At 70.2% G+C, this 22,449-nt stretch carries 16 protein-coding genes and 1 tRNA gene; 10 read left to right on the top strand and 7 right to left on the bottom strand.

The window, feature by feature from the left end; genetic code table 11:
* The first annotated feature begins 7 nt into the window (after positions 1–7).
* Positions 8–95 (top strand) — tRNA-Ser (locus BM109_RS05425).
* 151 nt (positions 96–246) lie between these two features.
* Positions 247–1,332 (top strand): hypothetical protein, encoded by a 1,086-nt coding sequence (locus BM109_RS05420; protein ID WP_093341132.1) that lies wholly within the window; start codon positions 247–249, stop codon positions 1,330–1,332.
* A 194-nt stretch (positions 1,333–1,526) separates the two neighbouring features.
* On the opposite strand, the gene BM109_RS41155 is transcribed toward BM109_RS05420, so the two are convergent.
* Positions 1,527–3,209: an InlB B-repeat-containing protein gene (locus BM109_RS41155; protein WP_177239247.1), complete on the bottom strand. Its 1,683-nt coding sequence runs from the start codon at positions 3,207–3,209 to the stop codon at positions 1,527–1,529.
* 188 nt (positions 3,210–3,397) lie between these two features.
* On the opposite strand from BM109_RS41155, the gene BM109_RS05410 reads away from it, so the two are divergent.
* The 5 genes from BM109_RS05410 (at position 3,398) to paoC (ending at position 9,896) form a co-directional block, all read left to right on the top strand.
* Positions 3,398–4,006 (top strand): response regulator transcription factor, encoded by a 609-nt coding sequence (locus BM109_RS05410; protein ID WP_093341129.1) that lies wholly within the window; start codon positions 3,398–3,400, stop codon positions 4,004–4,006.
* Complete coding sequence (locus BM109_RS05405; protein WP_093341127.1) at positions 4,003–5,790, top strand: ATP-binding response regulator; 1,788 nt, start codon at positions 4,003–4,005, stop codon at positions 5,788–5,790. The genes BM109_RS05410 and BM109_RS05405 overlap by 4 nt, the downstream gene beginning before the upstream one ends.
* 286 nt (positions 5,791–6,076) lie before the next feature.
* Entirely contained in the window at positions 6,077–6,733 is a 657-nt protein-coding gene (gene paoA / locus BM109_RS05400; RefSeq protein WP_093341126.1) for an aldehyde dehydrogenase iron-sulfur subunit PaoA, read from the top strand.
* Positions 6,730–7,680 carry an FAD binding domain-containing protein gene (locus tag BM109_RS05395; RefSeq protein ID WP_093341124.1) on the top strand — a complete coding sequence of 317 codons (951 nt, stop codon included), beginning with the start codon at positions 6,730–6,732 and terminating at the stop codon, positions 7,678–7,680. Before paoA ends, BM109_RS05395 begins: the two co-directional genes overlap by 4 nt.
* A gap of 5 nt (positions 7,681–7,685) precedes the next feature.
* Positions 7,686–9,896 (top strand): aldehyde oxidoreductase molybdenum-binding subunit PaoC, encoded by a 2,211-nt coding sequence (gene paoC / locus BM109_RS05390; protein ID WP_093341123.1) that lies wholly within the window; start codon positions 7,686–7,688, stop codon positions 9,894–9,896.
* A 6-nt stretch (positions 9,897–9,902) separates the two neighbouring features.
* Here paoC and BM109_RS05385 read toward each other — a convergent pair whose 3' ends face one another.
* The 6 genes from BM109_RS05385 to BM109_RS05360 all read right to left on the bottom strand — a co-directional run bounded on the left by BM109_RS05385 (position 9,903) and on the right by BM109_RS05360 (position 18,180).
* Complete coding sequence (locus BM109_RS05385) at positions 9,903–10,994, bottom strand: agmatine deiminase family protein (RefSeq protein WP_093341121.1); 1,092 nt, start codon at positions 10,992–10,994, stop codon at positions 9,903–9,905.
* A 28-nt stretch (positions 10,995–11,022) separates the two neighbouring features.
* On the bottom strand, positions 11,023–12,183 hold the full coding sequence (locus tag BM109_RS05380) for an agmatine deiminase family protein (protein ID WP_256222362.1): 1,161 nt from the start codon (positions 12,181–12,183) through the stop codon (positions 11,023–11,025).
* A gap of 76 nt (positions 12,184–12,259) precedes the next feature.
* Complete coding sequence (locus BM109_RS05375) at positions 12,260–13,144, bottom strand: LysR family transcriptional regulator (protein WP_093341118.1); 885 nt, start codon at positions 13,142–13,144, stop codon at positions 12,260–12,262.
* A 53-nt stretch (positions 13,145–13,197) separates the two neighbouring features.
* Complete coding sequence (locus BM109_RS05370; RefSeq protein ID WP_093341117.1) at positions 13,198–16,266, bottom strand: D-2-hydroxyglutarate dehydrogenase YdiJ; 3,069 nt, start codon at positions 16,264–16,266, stop codon at positions 13,198–13,200.
* Between the two features lie 20 nt (positions 16,267–16,286).
* On the bottom strand, positions 16,287–17,279 hold the full coding sequence (locus BM109_RS05365; RefSeq protein ID WP_093341115.1) for a tripartite tricarboxylate transporter substrate binding protein: 993 nt from the start codon (positions 17,277–17,279) through the stop codon (positions 16,287–16,289).
* A gap of 22 nt (positions 17,280–17,301) precedes the next feature.
* Positions 17,302–18,180 carry an amidohydrolase family protein gene (locus BM109_RS05360; protein ID WP_256222361.1) on the bottom strand — a complete coding sequence of 293 codons (879 nt, stop codon included), beginning with the start codon at positions 18,178–18,180 and terminating at the stop codon, positions 17,302–17,304.
* A gap of 116 nt (positions 18,181–18,296) precedes the next feature.
* Here BM109_RS05360 and BM109_RS05355 point away from each other — a divergent pair, with 116 nt between their 5' ends.
* The 3 genes from BM109_RS05355 (at position 18,297) to BM109_RS05345 (ending at position 22,381) form a co-directional block, all read left to right on the top strand.
* Positions 18,297–19,244, top strand: a complete 948-nt coding sequence (locus BM109_RS05355; protein ID WP_256222360.1) for a LysR family transcriptional regulator — start codon at positions 18,297–18,299, stop codon at positions 19,242–19,244.
* A 128-nt stretch (positions 19,245–19,372) separates the two neighbouring features.
* Positions 19,373–20,851, top strand: coding sequence for an aldehyde dehydrogenase (locus BM109_RS05350; RefSeq protein WP_093341112.1), 1,479 nt, complete (start codon positions 19,373–19,375; stop codon positions 20,849–20,851).
* A gap of 48 nt (positions 20,852–20,899) precedes the next feature.
* Positions 20,900–22,381 (top strand): FAD-dependent oxidoreductase, encoded by a 1,482-nt coding sequence (locus BM109_RS05345; protein ID WP_093341111.1) that lies wholly within the window; start codon positions 20,900–20,902, stop codon positions 22,379–22,381.
* Positions 22,382–22,449: the final 68 nt, after the last annotated feature.

The raw sequence follows: 22,449 nt of genomic DNA, 5'->3' as shown, positions 1-22,449 counted from the left end.
GGGCTCCGGAGAGTTGGGTGAGTGGTTTAAACCAGCAGTCTTGAAAACTGCCGACGTGAAAGCGTCCGTGAGTTCGAATCTCACACTCTCCGCCAGGCATCGATGTCTTTCATCGACGCTCGGCCAGTTCGATACCCTGACCCATCCGTTCACCCATCCGTCGGCAGTGCGACTGGGTGATATGTGGTGACGTGTGCCGCGCATAGCTTGAAGGCGTAGCAGGCGCGGGTAGGTATCCTGTCGAGCATGGATCTATTCAAGCCGGTTGCTGCACCAGAGCGCTTTCATCCGCATTTCCGAACGCTCTTGGATGACGCTAGGGAGCCTGTGCGCCAAGAACTGATGCGGTGGGTTAAGGGATTTCCAGACAGGGACGGAAAGTTCGTCTACGAATTTCAGACAACGTTCAATTCGTCATTCTGGGAAATCTACCTTTACGCCTTATTCCGCGAGTACGGCTTCTCGTTCGATTGGAACGCTGCGTCGCCCGATTTCGCCCTACAGGCGGGCTCATCATCTCTCATCGTAGAAGCCGCCACAGCGAATGCTGCGGAGGGGAAGGTTAAGGAGTGGGAAAAGGAGCCTGGAACTCTCACGGATGCTGTTATGCGGGGCGAGTATGGCGAATTGAACCGCGAAGCCATGATCCGGCTCGCCAACGCTCTCTTAGGGAAACTCCGCGCATACAGAGACAAGTACAGCAAGCTCAGCCACGTCAAAGCGAAGCCGTTCGTTATTGCGGTTGCACCATTTGAGCAGCGTGACTTTCAGTTTCAGTACGACCGCCCGATACGTGCCGTTCTTTACGACGAGTATGTCGACGAGGATGCTTACCGTCGTAATCCTGCGTCGTTCCCAAACGGGCCACCAACGGTCAACTTGGGGTTTGTCGAGAAAGACAACGGGGCGTCGATCCAGCTAGGCATCTTTCGAGATGATCAGTGGCAGGAAGTGAGCGCAGTCTTGTTCTCAAGTACTGCAACTTGGGGCAAGGTAGACGTGATGTCAAAAGCACCAGACGCGCAGGGCGTGGTGTGGTCAACGTGGGGCGGGAAGCCCGACGGCAAGCCCGAGCCGCGAACTGGTGTACTGGGTGAGTACACCGAGACGCTCGCAGATGGGCTGCAAATCTTTCACAACCCCAATGCGCGTATTCCTCTTGACCCGGCAATCTTCCGGCGAGCCGGCGTGGTGCAACACTACTTCGATCAGGGCAGGCGTAGGTGGGTGCATGAAGAGATCGACAACTGCTTGCACATGAGAATGGTCGTCACGCTTACTCCTGTCGATAGCTTCGGCGACGAGAGTCATGACACTCCAGTTATTGGCTGACCCACGCAGCGATCTGCTCAGAGGTATTGCAGAAGTCGGGCCGACCTTTCTTGAGTTCAGTCGTCGATTTCGGATCGATTTCTTGCGACTGCCACGTCGGGTCAGCTTTGCCTTGTGCTTTCCCAAGGCAATGTTCAAGATTGATTGACCACCGAATTTTTATCACAGACGAGCGATGTAGCCAGGCGCCGGCCCTACCTCCCCGACCCATACCCCCGAACCATCACCCGCGTCCCGCTCCCCGCCTCGAACTGCTGCCAGGCCAGCACCGCATTCCCCAGCTCGTTCATCCCCAGATCCGGCGCAGCCGCCGCCTCATCCGTGCTCTCCTGCAGCGCAGGCGCTCCCCAGCCCCCACCCAGGGCATGTCGTGCCGCGTAGAGGTCCGCCGTCCCCAGGTCATTCGCCTGCGCCCACGATGCGAACGCATTGCTCGCATCGTCGATCCCCAACGCAGGCAGGCTGCTCAACGCCCGCGAGGCTGCCGCCCGCACCACGCTCCCCGCACCGAACGCAGCACCCGGCGCAGCCGTCGAAGCCATGAGCGCGTTGTCGAGCCGCCCCCAGCTCAGCACCGACGCACCGGCCGCGTTCATGCGCAGCACGGGCGTGCTCAGCAAGGCCTGCGTCGACGTGAATGGCGCGCCGACGCGCGCGGTGCCGCTTTGCCAGGCGCCCGCCGAGAAGCGCTTGAACCACACCGCGCTCTCCCATTGATTGCCGCCGCCGGGCAGGTCGGCCTGGCCCCAGGCCAGCAGCGCGTTGCCGCCTGCGTCGATCGCGAGGTCATGCGCACCGATCGACTGCGCGGTACCCGCATCCGGCACGAGCTCGGCCGCCGTGCCCCAGGTACCGCCCGCATTGGCGCGGTTGGTCCATAGCGAGGCGCTGCTGCCGGTCGAACGCTTCCAGACAGCCAGCGATTCGCCCGATCCCGCCACCACCACCGAGGGGTCGCCGTTCACGACACCCACGGTCTCGTCGGTCTCGATCAACGCAGCGGTGCCCCAGCCACCGGCCTGCGTGAAGCGGTTGGCGTAGATGCTGAAGCGCGTGGCCGGACCGATCTGCGACCAGACCGCCACGGCGTTGCCATGGGCGTCGATGCCGACGCTCGCGTTGCCGACGGTGCCGCTGCCGGTCTCCAGCAGCGCGGGGCTGCCCCAACCGGCGGCGGGATCGACCGGCAGCGCCCACAGGTCGTGGCCGGTGGCGGAACTCAGCTGGGTCCACAGCACGACGGCGCGGCCGCTGGGCTTGTCGATGGCGACGCGGATGTCGCGCACCGATCCCGCGTTGGCCTCCAGGCGCTGCGGCGCGGTCCAGCCGCTGCCGGGCAGGTAGCGGCTGCCCCAGAGGCGGTCCGCCTGCGGGTTGCCCTCGATCTGGCGCCACACGACCAGCGCGCGGCCCTGCGCATCGATCGCGACCTTGGGCAGGCTGGCGCCGGCGGCCGAGAGCGCGATCGCATCGCTCCAGCCCACGGTGGGCGGCGCGGCGACGAAGGCGGCGCTGACGCTGCGTGCGGTGTCCATGCGCACGCGGCAGGTGCTGGCATTGCCGCTGCACGCGCCGCTCCAGCCGCCGAGGACCTGGCCCGCGGCCGGGGAAGCGCTGAGGAGCACTTCGGTGCCGGTATCGAATTCGGCGTCGCAGCGGTCGGTGCAGTCGATGCCCGCGGGTTGCGACGCGACGCGGCCCGCGCCGGCGATGCCGACCTCGAGCGTGTGTCGCACGACGATCGGCGCGGGCGGGGGCGGCACGATGCCGAGGGGCGGCAGCGCGCCGCCGCCCGAGCCTCCGCCTCCGCAGGCCGCCAGCAGGGCCAGCGCCCCCGCGCACACGATCCATCGTCCATAGCCGCTCGTCTTCGTCATCTCGCAGTCCTCGCTCGTAAAGAGGGGCGGATCGTAGGGACGGGGCCGGCGCTCGCCCATAGCACCTTCGGGCACCTGCCCGAAGGTGCTGTTGGCCCTTGTGCCGCGCGCCTGTAGGCTGCCGGCATGGACAATGCGGCCCACGAGGAGAGGGCGCGGGCGGATCCCGCCCCGAGGATCACGGCACCATGAAACTCCTGCTCGTCGACGATCACCCGCTCTTCGGCATCGGCTTTGCGCATGCGCTGACGCACGCCCGTCCCGACTTCGAGGTGCAGACGGCGCTGTCGCTGGCGCAGGGCGTGGAACGTGCCGCGCAATGCGCGCCCGACATCGTGCTGATCGACTACCGCCTGGGCGGCGAGGACGGGCTCGAAGGCCTGCGCCTGTTCGGTGCCCGGCATCCGCTGGTGTCGCGCCTGATGATCTCGGGCGACGAGGAACCGGTGCTCGCGGCGCGCGCACGCGCGGCGGGCGCGGCCGGCTTCATCGGCAAGTCGCAACCGGTGGCGCGCATCGCGCGCGCGCTCGACGAGGTGGCCGCGGGCGGCGAGTCCTTCGACCTGCTGCAGGCGCAGGCCGGCCTGCCGGCCGCGAGCCTGACGCCGCGCCAGCTCGAGGTGCTGCTGCTGGTGGCGCAGGGGCGGCAGAACAAGCAGATCGCGGCCGAGCTCGAGATCGCGGAGCGCACGGTCAAGCTGCACATCACGGCGCTGCTCGACACCATGGATGCGCGCAACCGCACGCACCTGCTGGTGCAGGCGCGCCGTGCCGGCCTGCTGCTGGAGCAGCGGTGAAGCCCGCGCTCGGCGCACGCCTGGCCTTCTCGGACCTCCAGCTGCAGCAGCTGGAGCAGATGATCCGCTCCACGGTCTGGTCGTGGCTGCTGGCGGCGGTGGGCGGGCTGCTGTGCTACCTCGAGTACGCGGCGGGGCCCGACGGCGCGCGCGTGCAGGCCTGGTTCGTCGTCTACTGCGGCATCGTCGCGGTGCGCCTGGGCCTCTGGATCGCCTGGGCGCTGCGGCCCGGCATGCGCGCGAACCCGCAGGCCATGGCGCTGCCGATCATGGCCAGCAACCAGGTGCTGGCGCTGTCCTGGGGCGTGCTCAGCGCGCTGCTGCGCCACGAGGGGCCGGCGCAGGCCGAGGCCATCCTTCACATCGCGATGGTCACGGTGGCGCTGGGCGGCGCGATCCGGCTCTCGACGATGGGGCGCGCGGCCATCGCCTACGTGGTGCTGATCCTCGGGCCGCTGGTGCTGCGCGACATCTGGTTCGGCGGCAGCTATCACCTGGCGATGGCGCTGATCGTGACGCTGATCGGCGTCTACACGCTGCTGAGTTCCAGGGAGCTGTCGTCCGCGCTGCACGAGATCCAGGCGCAGCGCCGGCGCAATGCGGAGCTGGTGATCGCGCTGCGCGCCGAGAACGAGCGCAGCAGCGCGGCGCGGCGCACGGCCGAGGAAGCGGTCGCCGCGCGCATGCGCTTCTTCGCCTCGGCCAACCATGACCTGCGCCAACCGCTCAATGCGATGGCGCTGCTCGCGCAGACGGTGCACACGGTGAGCACCGAGCGCGCGGTCAAGGAGATGTCGGAGCAACTGGTGGCCTGCGCCGACGGCATGACCGACGTGGTGGACGACCTGCTCGACATCACGCGCGCCGATGCCGGCTCGGCCAGCCCGCAATGGGCGCCGCTGGCCATCGACGAACTGGTGCGCGAATGCTGCCGTCCGCACCAGGCGATGGCCGCGGCCAAGGGCCTGCGTTTCGAGACGGCGATCGAGCCCTGCATGGTGCACAGCGACCGTGCCCTGCTGGCGCGCGTACTCACCAACCTGCTGGCGAATGCCATCCGCTACACGCACGCGGGCCAGGTGCGTGTCGACGGCCGCATCGACGACGGCCGGTTGCGGCTGCGCATCGAGGACACGGGCATCGGCATCGCCGCCGAGCACCTGCCGCAGATCTTCGACGAGTTCTACCAGGCCGGAAATCCCGCGCGCGACCGGCGGCTGGGCTATGGCCTGGGCTTGGCCACGGTGAAGCGATTGAGTGACCTGCTCGATCTTCGCGTGGCCGTTCGTTCCTCGGCCGGGCAGGGCAGCGTATTCGAGCTGCATCTGCCGCTGGTCGATGCCGGAGCGAGCGACGGCATGGGTGACGCAGGGCGGTCCGTGCCAGCGTCGCCGACCGCCTTGGCGGCTCGCGTGCTGGTGGTCGACGACGATCGCGATTCGCTGCAGGCTCTGCGCGGGCTGCTCGTGTCGTGGGGCATGGACGTGCGCTCCGCGAGCGGCATCGCGGACGCGCTGGACGTGCTGCGGGCGGGTTTCCGGCCGAACGCGCTGGTGGTGGACCTGCGCCTGGGCTCGCAGGCCGGCGGCATCCAGGCCATCGAGGCATTGCGTTCGTCGCTGAACGATGCAGCACTGCCCGCGCTGATCGTCACCGGCGACGTGGGCGGCGACTACCTGAGCGCGGCACGGGCCGCGGGCCTGCCGGTCATCGTCAAGCCGGTGCGGCCCTCGCAGCTTCGCGCCTTCCTCGGCCATGCGCAGGCCGTTCGCGATCCGGTGTAGGGCGCCCGGCGTACTCGCGCCGAAGCTGTAAGGCCGCCTTCTTACACGCGCACCATCGCGCGGCCGCAAAGCGGCGCAAGCTCGTTGGATCAGGCAAGAAAACACGCGAAACGCGCAATCGATTCCACGGGCCGTTCCCAAGAATGGTGCTTCGCCTCGCCGGCGTCCTCGCGCGACGAGCCCGCCACGGGACTCAACAACATCCCTTCTCCTACTGCGAACCCCGGTGGCTCGCGCTATCAGAGTGTTCCCACGCGCACCCGACCCTCGAACAACAGGAGTCCCCATGGAAAGCCCCACGACATCGCCCTCGACGTCAATCACCCGGCGCGACGCGCTCATCGCGACCGCCGCCACCGCCGCGGCGGTCTCGTCTCATTTGCCCGCCGCGGCCGCGCCGGCCGCGGCATCACCACCGCCCACGAACATGCCCCCCACCAGACTCTCGCTGCAGGTCAACGGCCAATCGCATGCGCTCGAACTCGACACGCGCACGACCCTGCTCGACGCACTGCGCGAACACCTGCACCTGACCGGCACCAAGAAGGGCTGCGACCATGGCCAGTGCGGCGCGTGCACGGTGCTGCTCGACGGGCGCCGCATCAATTCCTGCCTCACGCTCGCGGTCATGCACGAGGGCGCGCAGGTCACGACCATCGAAGGGCTCGGCACGCCGCAGGCCATGCATCCGCTGCAGGCGGCCTTCGTCAAGCACGACGGCTACCAGTGCGGCTACTGCACGCCGGGCCAGATCTGTTCGGCGGTCGGCGCCATCGACGAGGTGCGCCGCGGCGTGCCCAGCCACGTGAGCGCCGATCTCACGGCGCGGCCGCTGCTGTCGGCCGACGAACTGCGCGAGCGCATGAGCGGCAACATCTGTCGATGCGGCGCCTACTCGAACATCGTCGACGCCATCACCGAGGTGGCAGGGAGCCGCGCATGAAGCCCTTCACCTACGAGCGCGCGCAGACGCCCGCGCAGGCCGCGGCGGCGGTGGCCGGCCATCCCGGCGCCAAGTTCATCGCGGGCGGCACCAACCTGCTCGACCTGATGAAGCTGCAGATCGAGGCGCCGGTGCACCTGGTCGACGTGAACGCACTGAAGCTCGACCGCATCGAGCCGACCACCGACGGCGGCCTGCGCATCGGCGCGCTGGTGCGCAACACCGACCTGGCGTCCGACGAGCGCGTGCGCCGCGATTACGGCGTGCTGTCGCGCGCGCTGCTGGCCGGTGCCTCGGGCCAGTTGCGCAACAAGGCGACCACCGCCGGCAACCTGCTGCAGCGCACGCGCTGTCCCTACTTCTACGACACCGACCAGCCCTGCAACAAGCGCCGCCCCGGCAGCGGCTGCAGCGCCATCGGCGGCGTGACGCGGCAGCTCGCGGTGATCGGCGCCAGCCAGGCCTGCATCGCGACCCATCCGAGCGACATGGCGGTGGCGATGCGCGTGCTCGACGCGGCCGTCGAGACCGTGAAGCCCGACGGGCGCACGCGCGTGATCCCTATCGCCGACTTCCACCGGCTGCCCGGCGACACGCCGCACATCGAGACCGCGCTCGAGCGCGACGAGCTGATCACCGGCGTGACGCTGCCGCGGCCCGTGGGCGGCACGCAGGTCTACCGCAAGGTGCGCGACCGCGCTTCCTACGCCTTCGCACTGGTGTCGGTGGCGGCCATCGTGCAGCGCGACGGCACCGGGCGCGTGGCGCTCGGCGGCGTGGCGCACAAGCCATGGCGCATCGAAGCCGCCGAGGCCGCGATGCCGCAGGGCGCGCGCGCGGTGAGCGCACGGCTGCTGGCCGATGCGCAGCCGACCCACGAGAACGCATTCAAGTTGCCATTGGCCGAACGCGCGCTCGCGGCGGCCCTGGTGCAGGCGAGGAGCTGAACATCATGAAATTCGACACCCCCGCGACCACCAACGCGATCGACCAGCTCAAGGTCATCGGCCGGCCCACCGACCGCATCGACGGCCCGGTCAAGACCACCGGCAGCGCGCGCTATGCCTACGAGCGCCATGCCGAAGTGCCGGGCGCGGCCTACGGCTATGTGATCGGCGCCGGCATCGCCAAGGGCCGCATCGCCTCGGTGGACCTGCGCGCCGCGCAGGCCGCGCCGGGCGTGCTGGCGATCGTCACCGCGCGCAATGCCGGCAAGCTGGGCAAGGGCGACTTCAACACCGCGAAGCTGCTGGCAGGCCCCGAAATCGACCATTACCACCAGGCGGTGGCCGTGGTGGTGGCCCAGAGCTTCGAGCAGGCGCGCGCCGCGGCGCAGCTGGTGCGCATCGAGTACACGCGCGCGGCCGGCCGCTTCGACCTCGCGGCCGAGATGGCGTCGGCGAAGCCGCCCAAGGCCAGTGCTTTCTCGGGCGAGCCGGATACCAGGGTCGGCGATTTCGCGGGCGCCTTCGCCGCGGCGCCGGTGCAGCTCGACGCGACCTACAGCACGCCCGACGAGTCGCACGCGATGATGGAACCGCATGCCTCCATCGCGCAGTGGCAGGGCGACCGGCTCACGATCTGGACCGCCAACCAGATGATCGCCTGGGGCGTCGGCGACGTCGCCAAGACGCTGGGCATCCCGAAGGAGAACGTGCGCCTGGTCTCGCCCTTCATCGGCGGCGGCTTCGGCGGCAAGCTGTTCGTGCGCGCCGATGCGCTGCTCGCCGCGCTGGGCGCGCGCGCCGCGCGCCGGCCCGTGAAGGTGGCGCTGACGCGCCCGCTGATGATCAACAACACCACGCACCGGCCCGCGACCGTGCAGCGCATCCGCATCGGCGCCGCGCGCGACGGCCGCATCACGGCCATCGCGCACGAAGGGTGGTCGGGCGACCTCGAGGGCGGCCAGCCCGAGACGGCGGTCAACCAGACCCGGCTGCTGTATGCGGGCGCGAACCGGCTCACGGCCACGCGGCTCGCGGTGCTCGACCTGCCCGAGGGCAACGCGATGCGCGCGCCCGGCGAGGCGCCGGGCCTGATGGCGCTCGAGGTCGCGATGGACGAGATGGCCGAGAAGCTGGCGCTCGATCCGATCGCGTTCCGCGTGCTCAACGACACCCAGGTCGATCCCGAGAAGCCCGAGCGCCCGTATTCGCAGCGCAGCCTGATCGAATGCCTGCGCACCGGCGCCGAGCGCTTCGGCTGGAACCGGCGCAACGCGTCGCCGGGCCAGCAGCGCGACGGCCGCTGGCTCGTGGGCATGGGTGTTGCGGCGGCCTTCCGCAACAACCTGCTCACGAAGTCGGCCGCGCGCGTGCGGCTCGACAACCGCGGCGTGGTCACGGTGGAGACCGACATGACCGACATCGGCACCGGCTCGTACACCATCATTGCGCAGACCGCCGCCGAGACCATGGGGCTGCCGCTCGACAAGGTGCAGGTGCGGCTCGGCGATTCGGCCTACCCGGCCTCGGCCGGCTCGGGCGGGCAGTGGGGCGCGAACAACTCGACCTCGGGCGTGTTCGCGGCCTGCATGAAGCTGCGCGAGGCGGTGGCGGGCAAGCTGGGCTTCGCGGTCGCCGATGCGAGCTTTGCCGACGGCATGGTGCGCGCCGGCGAGCGCACGGTGCCGCTGGCCGAGGCCGCGGGCGCCGAGGGCCTGTCGGCCGAGGACGGCATCGAGTACGGCGACCTCGACAAGAAGTACCAGCAGTCGACCTTCGGCGCGCATTTCGTCGAGGTCGGCGTCGATGCCGTCACCGGCGAGATCCGCGTGCGGCGCATGCTCGCGGTCTGCGCCGCGGGCCGCATCCTCAACCCCAAGGCCGCGCGCAGCCAGGTGATCGGTGCCATGACCATGGGCGTGGGCGGCGCGCTGATGGAGGAGCTGGCGGTCGACAAGCGGCACGGCTTCTTCGTCAACCATGACCTTGCGGGCTACGAGGTGCCGGTGCATGCCGACATCCCGCACCAGGACGTGGTCTTCCTCGACGAGACCGATCCGATCTCCTCGCCGATGAAGGCCAAGGGCGTGGGCGAGCTCGGCATGTGCGGCGTCGCGGCCGCGGTCGCGAACGCGGTCTACAACGCGACCGGCGTCCGCGTGCGCAGCTATCCGATCACGCTCGACAAGCTGCTCGATCGACTGCCGCCGGTGGCCTGAGCAACTTCAACGCGGCTGCTGCTGCGTGGTGCAGTGGATGCCGCCGCCGCCCGCGGCGATCGCATCGATGTCGAGCTGCACCACCTCGCGCTTCGGGAACAGCTCGCGCAGCAATGCGCGGGCGTTGCCGTCGGCGCGCGCATCGCCGAACTGCGGCGCGATGACGGCGCCGTTGCAGACGTAGAAGTTGATGTAGCCGGCCGCGAACTCCTCGCCGTCGTACGCGTCGCGCACCGAGTCCGGACCCGCGAGCACTTCCACGCGCAGCCGCTGGCCGCGCGCGTCGGTGGCCTGCCGCAGGATCTCGAGGTGGCGCCGGGTCACGGCGTGGTCGTAGGCATCGGGATCGTTCTCCAGGCCCGCCACCACGATGCCCGGCGCCGCGAAGCGCGCATAGAAGTCGGTGTGGCCGTCGGTGATGTCGCGGCCCGCGATGCCGGGCAGCCAGATGATCTTGCGCAGGCCCAGCAGGCGCCGCAGCTCGGCCTCGCAGTCCTCCTTGCGCCAGCCGGGATTGCGGTTGGCGTTGAGCACGCAGCTCTCAGTGATCAGCGCCGTGCCCGCGCCGTCGACCTCGATGCCGCCGCCCTCGAGCACCAGCTCCGTCGCCAGCGGCCGTGCCTTGGCGGCGCCGCTCACATAGCCGGCCACCTCGGCATCGTCGGCATGGGCCTGCTTGCCGCCCCAGCCGTTGAAGTTGAAATCGACGCCGCCCCATTCGCCCGCCGCATTGCGCACGAACACCGGCCCGGTGTCGCGCATCCAGAGGTCGTCCACCGGCTGCACCTCGAGCTGCACGCGGTTGCCGCACAGGCGCGCGGCCAGGTCGTGTTCGCGTTCGCGCACCAGCAGGTGCACGGGTTCGAACTCGGCGATGGTGCGGGCGATGCGGGCCAGGTGCTGGCGCACCGGCGTCAGCAGGCGCCGGCCCCAGATCGCTTCGCTCGGGCCGAAGGACATCCAGGTGGCGCGATGCGGCGCGGCTTCGTCGGGCATCTGCCAGCTTTCGGGCGCGGCGGCGGGTGCGGTGGCGATGCAGCCGAAGGGGGCGAGGCCGAGGGCGCTGGTCAGGCGGCGGCGGGTCATCGAGAAATGCATGTCGGTCTCCTGGCGAAAACGTTCGGGATCACGCCGGCTCCTGCTGCGTGGTGCAGTGGATGCCGCCGCCACCCGCGGCGATGGCATCGATGTCGAGCTGCACGATCTGGTGGCTCGGCAGTTCCGCGGACAGCGCCGCGCGGGCCGCCCCATCGGCCGCCGCATCGCCGAACTCGGGCAGGAACAGGGCCTTGTCGGTCAGCAGGAAATTCACGTAGCCGGCCGCGAACTCCTTGCGTGCGTAGGTGGGGCGCACCCGGCCCGGCGTGGCGAGCGTGACGATGCGCAGGGCGCGTCCGCGCGCATCGGTCGCCGTGCGCAGCAGTTCCAGGTGGCGCCGGGTCACGGCATGGTCGAAGGACTCGGGGTCGTTGTCCAGTGCCGCCACCACCACGCCCGGCTTGAGGAAGCGTGCATAGAAGTCGGTATGGCCGTCGGTGATGTCGCGGTTGGCGATGCCGGGCAGCCAGACGATCTTCGTGAGGCCCAGCAGGCGCCGGAGCTCTTCCTCGGCCGCGGCCTTGGTCACGCCCGGGTTGCGGTTCTCGTTGAGCACGCAGCTCTCGGTGACGATGGCCGTGCCTTCGCCGTCGACCTCGATGCCGCCGCCTTCGAGCACCAGGCGGCTGCGCAGCAGCGGCACGCCCGCGAGTTCGGCCATGCGCGCCGCCACCGTGGCGTCGCGCACATGCGGCTGCTTGCGGCCCCAGCCGTTGAAGTTGAAGTTCACGGCGGCCCGCTCGCCGCGGTCGTTGCGCACGAACACGCAACCGGTGTCGCGCATCCAGAGGTCATCGATCGGGTGTTCGATCAGCTGCACGTTGGCGCCGCAGAGCTGGCGCGCCGTGGCGGCATCCTCGGCGTTCACGAGCATCTTCACCGGCTCGTAGACGCTGATCGCATTGGCGATGCGCGCCAGCGCGCGCTGCACCGGCTCGCGCAGTTCGGCGCTCCAGATCGATTCGCGCGCGGCGAAAGCCATCCAGACGGCGCGATGGGCACCGCCCTCGTCGGGCATGCGCCAGGCGCTGCCGGGTGCGGGGGAAGGCGCGGGCGCGGGAGCGGGCGCCGGCGGCGGAAAGGGGAGCGCGGGGCCGCCGGCATTGCCGCCGCCACCGCCGCAGGCGCTCAGCAGTCCATGGAAGAGGCCCAGGCCACCGAGGCCCAGGAGCGTTCGTCGAGTCGTCATAAGAATCAGGGTTTCTACGGAGTCCCGGATTCTGTAGACGCTCATTCATCCGCACAATTGATCTTTTCTGGCCATATCAATCGATCTGGCTCATGAAATGACCGTCTTCGCGCGCGAACCCCCACAGGCTGTCGAACACCTCGCGCACCAGCGGCAGGCGCGACGGGCCTTCGGTGCGAGAGATCCAGAGGGTGCCGAGCGGCAGGCTCGGCCAGGCCGCCAGGTGGCGCAAGCGGCCGCTGCGCAGCGCATCGTCGGCCGAGAGCCGCGACACCAGCGCGAGGCCGCGGCCGCGCAGCGCGGCGTCGAGCAGCAGGCGCGGGTCGTCGTAGATCGCGGCCTTGCGCAGCGGGCCGAAGTGCTCGCGGATGAAGGGGCCGATGCGGTCGCTCGTGAGGTCGGCCTCGAGGCACAGCAGGCCGGGCGTGGCCTCCGTGTCGGCGTCGGGCAGGCCGACCGCCACCAGTTCGTCGCTCAGCAGCGGCACCTCGAACACGTCCGGCTGCTGCAGCGGTTCGCGCGTGATCGCGATGTCCACGTCGAGCTCGTCGATGAAGCGGGCGCTCTCGTCGACCGAGACGATCGGGCACAGGTCGGGATGCGCCTGCAGCAGCCGGTCGATGCGCGGCTGCAGCCAGCCGTGCGCGACGGGCGCGGGGCAGACCAGCGTGACGAGGCGGTCGTCCATGTAGGTCTCGATGCGATGCAGGCCATGGCGGATCTGCTCGAGCGACTTGCCCACGCTGTCGAGCAGCAGGCCGCCGGCCACGGTCAGCTCCACGCCGCGGCCCTTGCGCCGGAACAGCGGCTGGCCGACCTGCTGCTCGAGCTGCGCGATCTGGTGGCTGATGGCCGATTGGGAGACGTGAAGCTCCTCGGCCGCGCGCGAGTAGTTGCCCAGGCGCGCGGCCGCTTCGAAGCCGATCAGGAATTTGAAGGAGGGCAGTCTGGCGTTGGACATGGGAACCCGGTCGATGGATCGGCGCACAAGATAGCGCCTTTCATCGACGGGGTTCAGCGCGCGGTGGCGGCGTCCTCTTCGCTATCACCGCCATACAGCTGCGCCAGCACCTCCACCGGATGGCGCAGGCGCCGCGCCTGCAGCCGCTCGACCTGGCTGCGGCACGAATAACCGGTGGCGAGGAATTCCGCCGGCGCGGGCTCGGCCGTCAGCAGCGGCGCCCACGACTGCGAGAAGATCCGCTGCGAGGTCTGCAGGTTGCGCTGCTCGTGGCCGTAGGTGCCCGACATGCCGCAGCAGCCGCTGGCCTGCGCCTCGAGCCGCAGGCCGGCGCGCGCGAACACCCGGGGCCACAGCGCGGCGGCCGCGGGCGCGTTGGTCTTCTCGGTGCAATGCGCGAGCAGGCGGAAGTCGCCCGGCGCGGCGCACGGCGGCGCTTCGGCGGGCAGTGCATCGAGCAGCCATTCCTGCGGCAGCATTACCGAAGGCAGGCGCGCCATCCGCGGCAGCTTGGCGTACTCCTGGCGGTAGACCAGCGTCATCGCGGGATCGAGGCCGACCAGCGGCACGCCGCATTGCGCCAGCGCATCGAGCATGTCGGCGTTGCGGCGCGCCGCGCGGTCGAAGGCACGCAGGAAGCCCTGCACCTGCAGCGGCTTGCCGTTGGGCCGGAAGGGCGCGAGCCACACCGTGCAGCCCAGCCGCGCGGCCAGCGCGATGAAGGCCGCGAGCACCGGCGTCTCGAAGTAGCGCGTGAAGGCGTCCTGCACCAGCACCACCGAACGCGCGCGCTCGTCGGCACTGAGCCGCGCCAGCGCCGTGGGCGTGGCATGGCGCACGTTCCAGCGCCGCAGGGTGGCGCCGAAATCGAAGCGGCTCAAGAGCGGCGCATCGACCATGCCGGCATGCCGCGCGAGCAGGCCGCGCACCGCGGGCAGGGCCATCAGGCCGTTGTAGAGCGCCGGCATGCGCGCGAGGCCGGGCATGCTGTATTCGAGCGAGCCGATGAAGTAGTCCTTGAGCGGCCGCAGGTAGCGCGCGTGGTAGAGCTCGAGAAAGCGCGCGCGGAACTCCGGCACGTTGACCTTCACCGGGCATTGCCCCGCGCAGGACTTGCAGGCCAGGCAGCCGGCCATCGCTTCGTAGACCTCGTGCGAGAAGTCGTCTGCGTTCGAACGCCGCCGGCCGTTGCGCCAGCGCGCGGGCAGCCCGGCCAGGAACGAGGGCTGCCGCGCCGCGGCCTGCAGCACGTCGACGCCGGCCTCGCCCTGCAGCCGCAGCCATTCGCGCAGCAGCGAGGCGCGCCCCTTGGGCGAATGGCGGCGCTCGCGCGTGGCCTTCCACGAGGGGCACATGGCCTCGTCGGGGTCGAAGTCGTAGCAGGCGCCGTTGCCGTTGCAATGCAGGCCGCTGGCGTAGCTTTGCCACACGCGCTCGTTGATGCGGCGGTCGGCGTCGGCGCGCATCGGCACCTCGTCGATGCGCAGCAGCGCCGCATCGACGCCCGCGGGCGTCGCGATCTTGCCGGGGTTGAGCTGGTTGTGCGGATCGAAGGCGGCCTTGAGTTCCTGCAGCGACGCATACAGCGGGCCGAAGAAGGCCGGTGCGTATTCGGAGCGCACGCCCTTGCCATGCTCGCCCCAGAGCAGGCCGCCGTACTTCTGCGTGAGCCGCGCCACCGCGTCGGACAGCGGGCGGATCAGCGCGGCCTGGGCCGGGTCCTTGAGGTCCAGCGCGGGCCGCACGTGCAGCACGCCGGCGTCCACGTGGCCGAACATGCCGTACGAGAGGCCATGGCCGTCGAGCAGCGCGCGGAACTCGGCGATGTAGTCGGCGAGCCGCTCGGGCGGCACGGCGGTGTCTTCCACGAAGGGCTGCGGCCGCGCCTCGCCCTGCACATTGCCCAGCAGGCCCACCGCGCGCTTGCGCATCGCATAGACCCGGGTCACGGCGGCATGGCCGGCCGCGATGGTGTGGCCCAGGCGCGCCGCGCCGGCATCGCGCGCGAGGTGCGCGACGAAGGCCGCGACCCGGGTCTCGAGCAGTTCCAGCGAATCGCCGCTGAACTCGACCATGTTGATGCCGCGCGTGGGCGCGCTGTCTTCGCTCGAGGGAAAGTATTCGGCCACGCCCTGCCACACGATGTCCTCCATCGCGAGCATCAGCACGCGCGAGTCCACGGTCTCGATCGACAGCGGCGCATGCGCCATCAGCGCCTGCGCATCGCGCAGCGCATCCATGAAGCTCGCATAGCGCACGTTGACCAGCACCGTGTGGCGCGGAATCGGCAGCAGGTTGAGCTCGGCCTCGACGATGAAGCCCAGCGAGCCTTCGGCGCCGCAGAGCACGCTGTTGAGGTTGAAGCGCCCATCGCGCTCGCGCAGGTGCGCGAGGTCGTAGCCGGTGAGGCAGCGGTTGAGCTTGGGAAAGCGTTGCGCGATCAGCGCGGCATCGCGCTCGGCGATCCGGTGCGCGCAGCGCCAGGCATCGCCCACGCGGCCGGGGCGCGCCAGGTGGGCCTGGAGTTCGTCGGGTCCGGCAGGGCGGCTCGTGAAGCGTTCGCCGCCCGGCAGCACGACCTCGAGCGCGAGCACGTGGTCGCGCGTCTTGCCGTAGCTGCAGCTGCCCTGGCCGCTCGCGTCGGTGCTGACCATGCCGCCGATGGTGGCGCGGTTCGAGGTCGACAGCTCGGGCGCGAAGAACAGGCCATGCGGCGCGAGCGCCGCGTTGAGCTGGTCCTTGACCACGCCGGCCTGCACGCGCGCCACGCGCCGCACCGGATCGATCCAGACGATGCCGTTCAGGTGCCGCGAGAGGTCGACCGCGATGCCGTCGGTCAGCGACTGCCCGTTGGTGCCGGTGCCGCCGCCGCGCGGCGCGAGCACCACGCGCCGGTGCTCGTCGCGGTCCATCAGCGTCGCGAGCCGCACCACGTCGTCGGCATGCTTCGGAAACACCACGGCCTGCGGCAGCCGCTGGTAGATCGAGTTGTCGGTCGCGAGCACCGTGCGGTCGGCATGACGCTGGCTGATCTCGCCCTCGAAGCCTGCGGCGGCCAGCGCCGCGAGAAACTGCCGGTAGTGCTGCGCCAGCGTGACCGGGGGTGGAACGTGGGCGATCATGGCCGGCCGTGCAGCGCCGCTCAGTCAGCCTTGAGGCGGCCTTGCTTGACCAGCCGCGTCGCCAGCACCGCGTCTTCCTGCACCAGCCGCTGCAGGTAGGCCGCGCTCTCGGCGAGGGGCTCGCTGCCCAGTTCGCGGATCGGCTTCGAGAACTCGGGCTCGGCCACCGACTTCGAGATCCAGCCCTGCAGGCTCGCGACGGTCTGCGGCGCGATGCCCCTGGGCGCGAACACGCCGACGAAGGTGGTGGCGTCGAAACTCGGAATGCCCTGCTGCGCGAGGTTCGGCACGCCGGCCAGCATGCCGCCGACCTGCGGGCCGAGCACCAGCACTGCGCGCAGGCCGCCGCTCTTGAGGTGCGGCGCCGAACTCGTGACCTGGTCGATCACGGCGTCGATCTGGCCGCCGAGCAGGTCGACCACGGCCGGGCCCGAACCCTTGTAGGGCACGGCGTTGACGCGTGCCTTCGCGGCGTCCTCGAGCTGCAGCAGCGCCAGGTGGTTCGGCGAGCCCGGGCCCGCATGGCCGATGGTCACGTTCTCGCTCTTAGCCTGGATCGCCTGCAGGAAGTCGCCGGCGGTCTTGAAGCGCGCATCGTTGGCGCGCACCACCACCACCACGGGCGTGCGGCTCAGCACGGCCACGGGCACGAAGTTGTCGGCGCGGTAGGGCACCTTGATCATCTCGGGCAGGGTGCCGAGCTGGCCCGGCGTGGCCACCAGCAGCGAATGGCCGTCGTTCTCGGCGCGCGCGGCCCAGCCCGTGCCCACGGCACCGCCGCCACCGGCGCGGTTGTCGACGATCACCGACTGCCCCGCATGCCGCGTCAGCGGCACGCCCAGGGTGCGGGCGGTGATGTCCACGTTGCCGCCCGGCGCGAAGGGCACGATCAGCGTGAGGGGCTTGGTCGGAAAGGCGCGGCCCTGCGCCCTGCCGGGCCATGCCGCCGCCGATGCGGCGAGCGCGACGCCGCCCTGGATGAAGGCCCTGCGGTTGAAGTTGTTGTCGGTCATTCGAACGTCTCCCTGTGATGAATCAATGGTTCCAGTAAAGCTGCGTGGGGTTGCGCACCAGCACCTGTCGAAGGTCGCCGTCGGGCAACCAGGCGCGCAGCGCCCCGGCCAGTTCGCTGCCGGCGGTGGCGCGCGCGTCGATGCCGGGATGCGGCCAGTCCGATCCCCACAGGATGCGTTCGGGGTTGGCGCGCGCCAGCGCATGGGCCAGCGGGATCACGGCGGGATCGGTGGCGCAGGCCGATGCACTGAGCCGGTAGGCACCCGAGAACTTGACCCAGGCGCGCCCTTCCGCGAGCAGCGCGCGCAGATTCGCGAGCCCGGGGCCCTGCGGTGTCGCGCCGGGCGCCGGATGGCCGAAGTGGTCGACCACCACCTGCAACCCGGTGGCGGCCACGCGTGGCACCAGGTCGGGATCGTGCTCGACGTCGACCAGCAGCTGCAGGTGCCAGCCGAAGGCCGCGATGCGGTCGGCGATGGCGCGCAGGCTGGCGGCCGACACGCCGCCCGAGAACAGCGCGTTGCAGCGCGCGCCGCGCACGCCCAGCGCATGCAGTTCCTCGATCTCGCGTTCGCTCGTGTCCTCGAAGATCACGGCCACGCCGCGCATGCTGCCGGGCGCCGCCTCGCGCAGCATGCGCTTGAGCAGCGAATGGTCGCGGCCGTAGACGCTGGGCTGCACCAGCACGCAGCGCTCCACACCCACGGGTCCGAAGGCAGCCCAGTAGTCGGCCATCGAAGCCGGGGCCGGCGTGTACGAGCGCTCGTCGATCAGCGGGAATTCGCGCGCATCGCCGAACACGTGGAAGTGGGTGTCGCAGGAACCTTCGGGGAATATCCGGGCGCTGTCGGGAATGGCGGGGGTCGGGGGAAGCCGGTCGTGCATGGAAAGCGATGCCATGGAGAAGAAGATCGATGCCATGGAGAGTGGGCTGGGGATGCGGGCTATTGTTCTGAGAGGCCCCCGCGTGAGGCAAGATCATCTTTGTCATCTTCATCATGAACCGGATTCATCCCATGAACGCCGCCGGCGGCCCGCCCCTGAACCTGCGCAGCATCGACCTCAACCTGCTGGTCATCTTCGAAGCCCTGTTCGAGGAGCGCAGCGTGGTCAAGGCCGCCACCCGGCTGGGCCTGACCGCCTCGGCCGTGAGCCATGCGCTGCGTCGCTTGCGCACGCAGTTCAAGGACCCGCTGCTCACACGCACGCCGCAGGGCATGGCGCCCACGCCCGAGGCCGTGCGGCTGGCCACGAGCTTCCGCAAGGCCTTCAGCGAGATCGAAAGCGCGATCGAGGTGCGCGGCGGCTTCGATCCCGCGACCGCGCGCCGCACCTTCCACCTGCGGCTGTCCGACTACGTCGGCGTGCTGCTGCTGCCGCGGCTGTGCATCCACCTGAGCTCGGTGGCGCCCGGCGTCAGCCTGTCGGTGCAATCCTTCGACATGTACCAGCCCTCGGACCGCGTGGAGTACGAGGGCGTGGAGATCCGGCTGTCGGTGTCGCGCGGCCGCTCGGTGCTGTCGGCCTCGCGGCGCATCCTCGACGACCAGTGGATGGTGCTGATGCGCAAGGGCCATCCCGCGGCCTCCGAACCGATGACGCTCGACAGGTACCTGTCGCTGGGCCATCTCAAGGTCTCGGGCGTGGGCAGCAGCATCCTCGACGAGATCCTGGCCGAGCGCGGGCTCGCGCGCCGCGTGATGATCCAGGTGCCGACCTGGCTCGGCATGGTGCCCGTGATCGAATCGACCGACCTGATCGCGGCCATGCCCGCGCACTGGATGGACAGCGTGCTCTCGGGCTCGGACTGCGTGGCCATGCCGATGCCGCTGCCCGAGCTGGGCCTGTCGATCGACGCGGTCTGGCATCCGCGCAACGAGCACGACGCGGGCCACCGCTGGTTCCGCGAACTGATCCACCAGATCTTCGAGGAGGCCTACGACAAGTCGCGCGTGCTGCGCTGAACGCCACCGCATCGATGACGAAAGCTCACGAGAGGCCCAGGACTCATCGCTTGTGCCCCCGCGTGCCGCGCCGGAAACTGAACGCCATTCATCCAGTTCACCCGGCCCACCCACGGAGCACGCAAGCAATGCAGCAGTACAGACTCTTCATCGGCAACGAATGGCAGGCGAGCGCGTCGGCCCAGTGGTTCGATTCGCTCGACCCGTTCTCGGGCGAGCCCTGGGCCCGCATTCCGCAGGGCAATGCCGAGGACGTCGACCGCGCGGTGAAGGCGGCCGAGGCCGCGATGCAGGGCCCGTGGGGCCAGATGTCGGCCACGCAGCGCGGCATGCTGCTGCATCGGCTGGGCGCGCTGATCGAGGCCAACCTCGACACCCTCACCGAGGCCGAGGCGCGCGACAACGGCAAGCTGCGCAGCGAGGTGCGCGGCCAGGTGTCGTACATGGCGAAGTACTTCTATTACTACGGCGGCCTGGCCGACAAGATCCAGGGCGCGGTGATCCCGATCGACAAGCCCAAGGTCTTCAACTACACGCGCCTCGAGCCGATCGGCGTGGTCGGCACCATCACGCCGTGGAACTCCTCGCTGCTGCTGACGGCCTGGAAGGTGGCGCCGGCGCTAGCGGCCGGCAACGCCATCGTCGCCAAGCCCTCGGAGCACACCTCGGTGTCGCTGCTCGAACTCGCGCGGCTGTTCGCCGAGGCGGGCTTTCCGCCGGGCGTGTTCAACGTGGTCACGGGCTTCGGCAAGGACGTGGGCGAGCCGCTGGTCGAGCATCCGGGCGTGGCCTGCATCGCCTTCACCGGCGGCGACGAGGGCGGGCGCCGCGTGAGCGTGGCGGCGGCCAAGCACTTCAAGCGCGTGACGCTCGAGCTCGGCGGCAAGTCGCCCAACATCGTGTTCGACGACGCCGACCTCGCGCGCGCCGCCAACGGCGTGATCACCGGCATCTTCTCGGCCGGCGGCCAGACCTGCATGGCAGGCTCGCGGCTGCTGCTGCAGGAGAGCATCCACGATGAGTTCGTCGAGCGGCTGGTCGCGATCGCCTCCAAGGCCAAGCTCGGCGATCCCGCGCTGCCCGACGTGCAGGTGGGACCGGTGGCCACGCGGCCGCAGTTCGACAAGGTGGTGAGCTACATCGACATCGCCAAGGCCGAGGGCGCGCACTGCGCCTTCGGCGGCAAGGTGCGCAGCGGCCCGGGCTACGGCGCGGGCCAGTTCGTCGAGCCGACCATCTTCACGGGCGTGGACAACGGCATGCGCATCGCGCAGGAGGAGGTATTCGGGCCGGTGCTGTCGGTGCTCAAGTTCAAGGACGAGGCCGACGCGGTGCGCATCGGCAACGACATCCGCTTCGGCCTCGCGGCCGGCGTGTGGACGCGCAGCCTGCACCGCGCGATGCACATGTCGGAGCGGCTGAAGGCCGGCACCGTGTGGATCAACAACTACCGCTCGACCAGCTTCACCACGCCCTTCGGCGGCTTCAAGGACAGCGGCCAGGGCCGCGAGGGCGGCGTGGAGGCGGTGAAGGAATTCCTCGAGACCAAGAGCGTGTGGATCTCGACCGAGCTCGACATGCCGGACCCGTTCATCCGCAAGTACTGAGCGGGTCCGCTCCAGGCATGCCGGCGCAAGAAGAAGGAAAGTAGAGACATGAACGAAGCATCCCTGCCCATCGATCGCTGCGACGTGCTCGTCGTCGGCTGCGGCATCTCGGGCCTGAGCGCGGCGGTGGCCGCGGCCGCCGCGGGCGCGACCGTGACGGTGCTCGAGCGGTCCACGCCCGAGGAGTTCGGCGGCAACACGCGCTGGACCGAGTCCTACTTCCGCATGAAGAGCGAGACCGAGGTCAGCGACGATTTCGAGGAACTGCTGGTGGCCAACGCCGGCCACCACATCGACCCCGAGATCGTGCAGCACGCGGCCGCGCCCTACGAGGACTGGCCGCCGCACGTCAAGGCGCACGGCATGCCCGACCCCGAGCTGGTCGCCACGCTGGCCGGCGAGGCCGGCGCCACGGTGCGGTGGCTCCAGGGCTTCGGCGTTCGCTTCGCGGCGCTGCCGACCTACTTCGTGACCGCGGCCGCGCCGCGGCTGATGCCGGTAGGCGGCGGCCTCGCGCTGATCGAGGCGCTGCGCGACGAAGCGCTGCGCCTGGGCGTGGCGATTCGCTACCGCAGCACCGCACAGCAATTGCGGCGCGCCGATGCGCGCGGCGAGCTGGCGGTCGACACCGTCGGGCCCGACGGCAGCGTGCGGCGCATCGTGGCGCGCGGCGTGGTGCTGGGCACGGGCGGCTTCGAGGGCAACCCCGAGATGCTGACGCGCTACATCGGCCCGCAGGCGCGCTACCTGCGGCCGGTGGCGCGCGGCGGCTACTACAACCGCGGCGAGGGCATCCGCATGGCGCTCGATGCCGGTGGCGCGCCGGCCGGCGACTTCGGCTCCTACCATGCCGAGCCGATGGACCCGCGCTCGGCCCAGGTCGAGCCGCTGGTGATGAGCTTCTCGTACGGCCTGCTGGTCAACAAGGAGGGCCGGCGCTTCGTCGACGAGGCGCCGGGGCCGGTCGACGTGCACTACGACCCGATCGCGCGCGCCATCAAGGACCAGCCCGACGGCATCGCCTTCATGGTCTACGACCAGCGCATCCACGAGGTGCCTAACTGGAAGAAGGGCATCCGCACCGACCAGCCGCCGATCGAGGCCGAGTCGCTGGAAGCGCTCGCGCGCGCCTGCGGCATCGACCCGGCCGGCCTGCTGGCCACGGTGGCGGCCTTCAACGCGGCCTGCGCGGGGGATGCCGATGCGCGCTTCTCGCCGCTCGCGGTGGATGGCGTCGCCACCGCGGGCATCGCGCCGCCCAAGTCGAACTGGGCGCTGCCGCTGGCGCGCGGCCCCTTCTGCGCCTACCCGGTGATGTCGGGCATCTGCTTCACCTTCGGCGGCGTGAAGACCAACCGCGATGCGCAGGTGGTCGACAACGACGGCCGCACCATCCCCGGCCTCTATGCGGCCGGCGAGGCCGCGGGCCTCTACCACCAGGTCTACACGGGCGCGACCTCGGTGCTGCGCGGCGCCGTGTTCGGTCGCATCGCGGGCGCGCATGCCGCGCGCCAGGCGGCACCGCGCTAGCGCGCCGCGCTGCCCCCGCTTTCTTTCCGGCTGCTTCGCCATCGCCGCACGCGCGGTGCGGTGCGGCA

This window comes from Variovorax sp. PDC80 (assembly GCF_900115375.1).
Classification (GTDB): Bacteria; Pseudomonadota; Gammaproteobacteria; order Burkholderiales; family Burkholderiaceae_C; genus Variovorax.
Note: the sequence above shows the minus strand (reverse complement) of the source record. Positions and strands in the feature narration are given on the sequence as shown.

Excerpts from the sequence above, each read along its gene's own strand:
- BM109_RS05365 (WP_093341115.1), bottom strand. The coding sequence starts at position 17,279 with ATGACCGACAACAACTTCAACCGCAGGGCCTTCATCCAGGGCGGCGTC.
- BM109_RS05355 (WP_256222360.1), top strand. The coding sequence starts at position 18,297 with ATGAACGCCGCCGGCGGCCCGCCCCTGAACCTGCGCAGCATCGACCTC.
- paoA (WP_093341126.1), top strand. The coding sequence starts at position 6,077 with ATGGAAAGCCCCACGACATCGCCCTCGACGTCAATCACCCGGCGCGAC.
- BM109_RS05410 (WP_093341129.1), top strand. The coding sequence starts at position 3,398 with ATGAAACTCCTGCTCGTCGACGATCACCCGCTCTTCGGCATCGGCTTT.
- BM109_RS05380 (WP_256222362.1), bottom strand. The coding sequence starts at position 12,183 with ATGACGACTCGACGAACGCTCCTGGGCCTCGGTGGCCTGGGCCTCTTC.
- BM109_RS05385 (WP_093341121.1), bottom strand. The coding sequence starts at position 10,994 with ATGCATTTCTCGATGACCCGCCGCCGCCTGACCAGCGCCCTCGGCCTC.
- BM109_RS05370 (WP_093341117.1), bottom strand. The coding sequence starts at position 16,266 with ATGATCGCCCACGTTCCACCCCCGGTCACGCTGGCGCAGCACTACCGG.
- BM109_RS05375 (WP_093341118.1), bottom strand. The coding sequence starts at position 13,144 with ATGTCCAACGCCAGACTGCCCTCCTTCAAATTCCTGATCGGCTTCGAA.
- BM109_RS05420 (WP_093341132.1), top strand. The coding sequence starts at position 247 with ATGGATCTATTCAAGCCGGTTGCTGCACCAGAGCGCTTTCATCCGCAT.
- BM109_RS05395 (WP_093341124.1), top strand. The coding sequence starts at position 6,730 with ATGAAGCCCTTCACCTACGAGCGCGCGCAGACGCCCGCGCAGGCCGCG.
- BM109_RS05350 (WP_093341112.1), top strand. The coding sequence starts at position 19,373 with ATGCAGCAGTACAGACTCTTCATCGGCAACGAATGGCAGGCGAGCGCG.
- BM109_RS05345 (WP_093341111.1), top strand. The coding sequence starts at position 20,900 with ATGAACGAAGCATCCCTGCCCATCGATCGCTGCGACGTGCTCGTCGTC.
- BM109_RS41155 (WP_177239247.1), bottom strand. The coding sequence starts at position 3,209 with ATGACGAAGACGAGCGGCTATGGACGATGGATCGTGTGCGCGGGGGCG.
- paoC (WP_093341123.1), top strand. The coding sequence starts at position 7,686 with ATGAAATTCGACACCCCCGCGACCACCAACGCGATCGACCAGCTCAAG.
- BM109_RS05360 (WP_256222361.1), bottom strand. The coding sequence starts at position 18,180 with ATGGCATCGCTTTCCATGCACGACCGGCTTCCCCCGACCCCCGCCATT.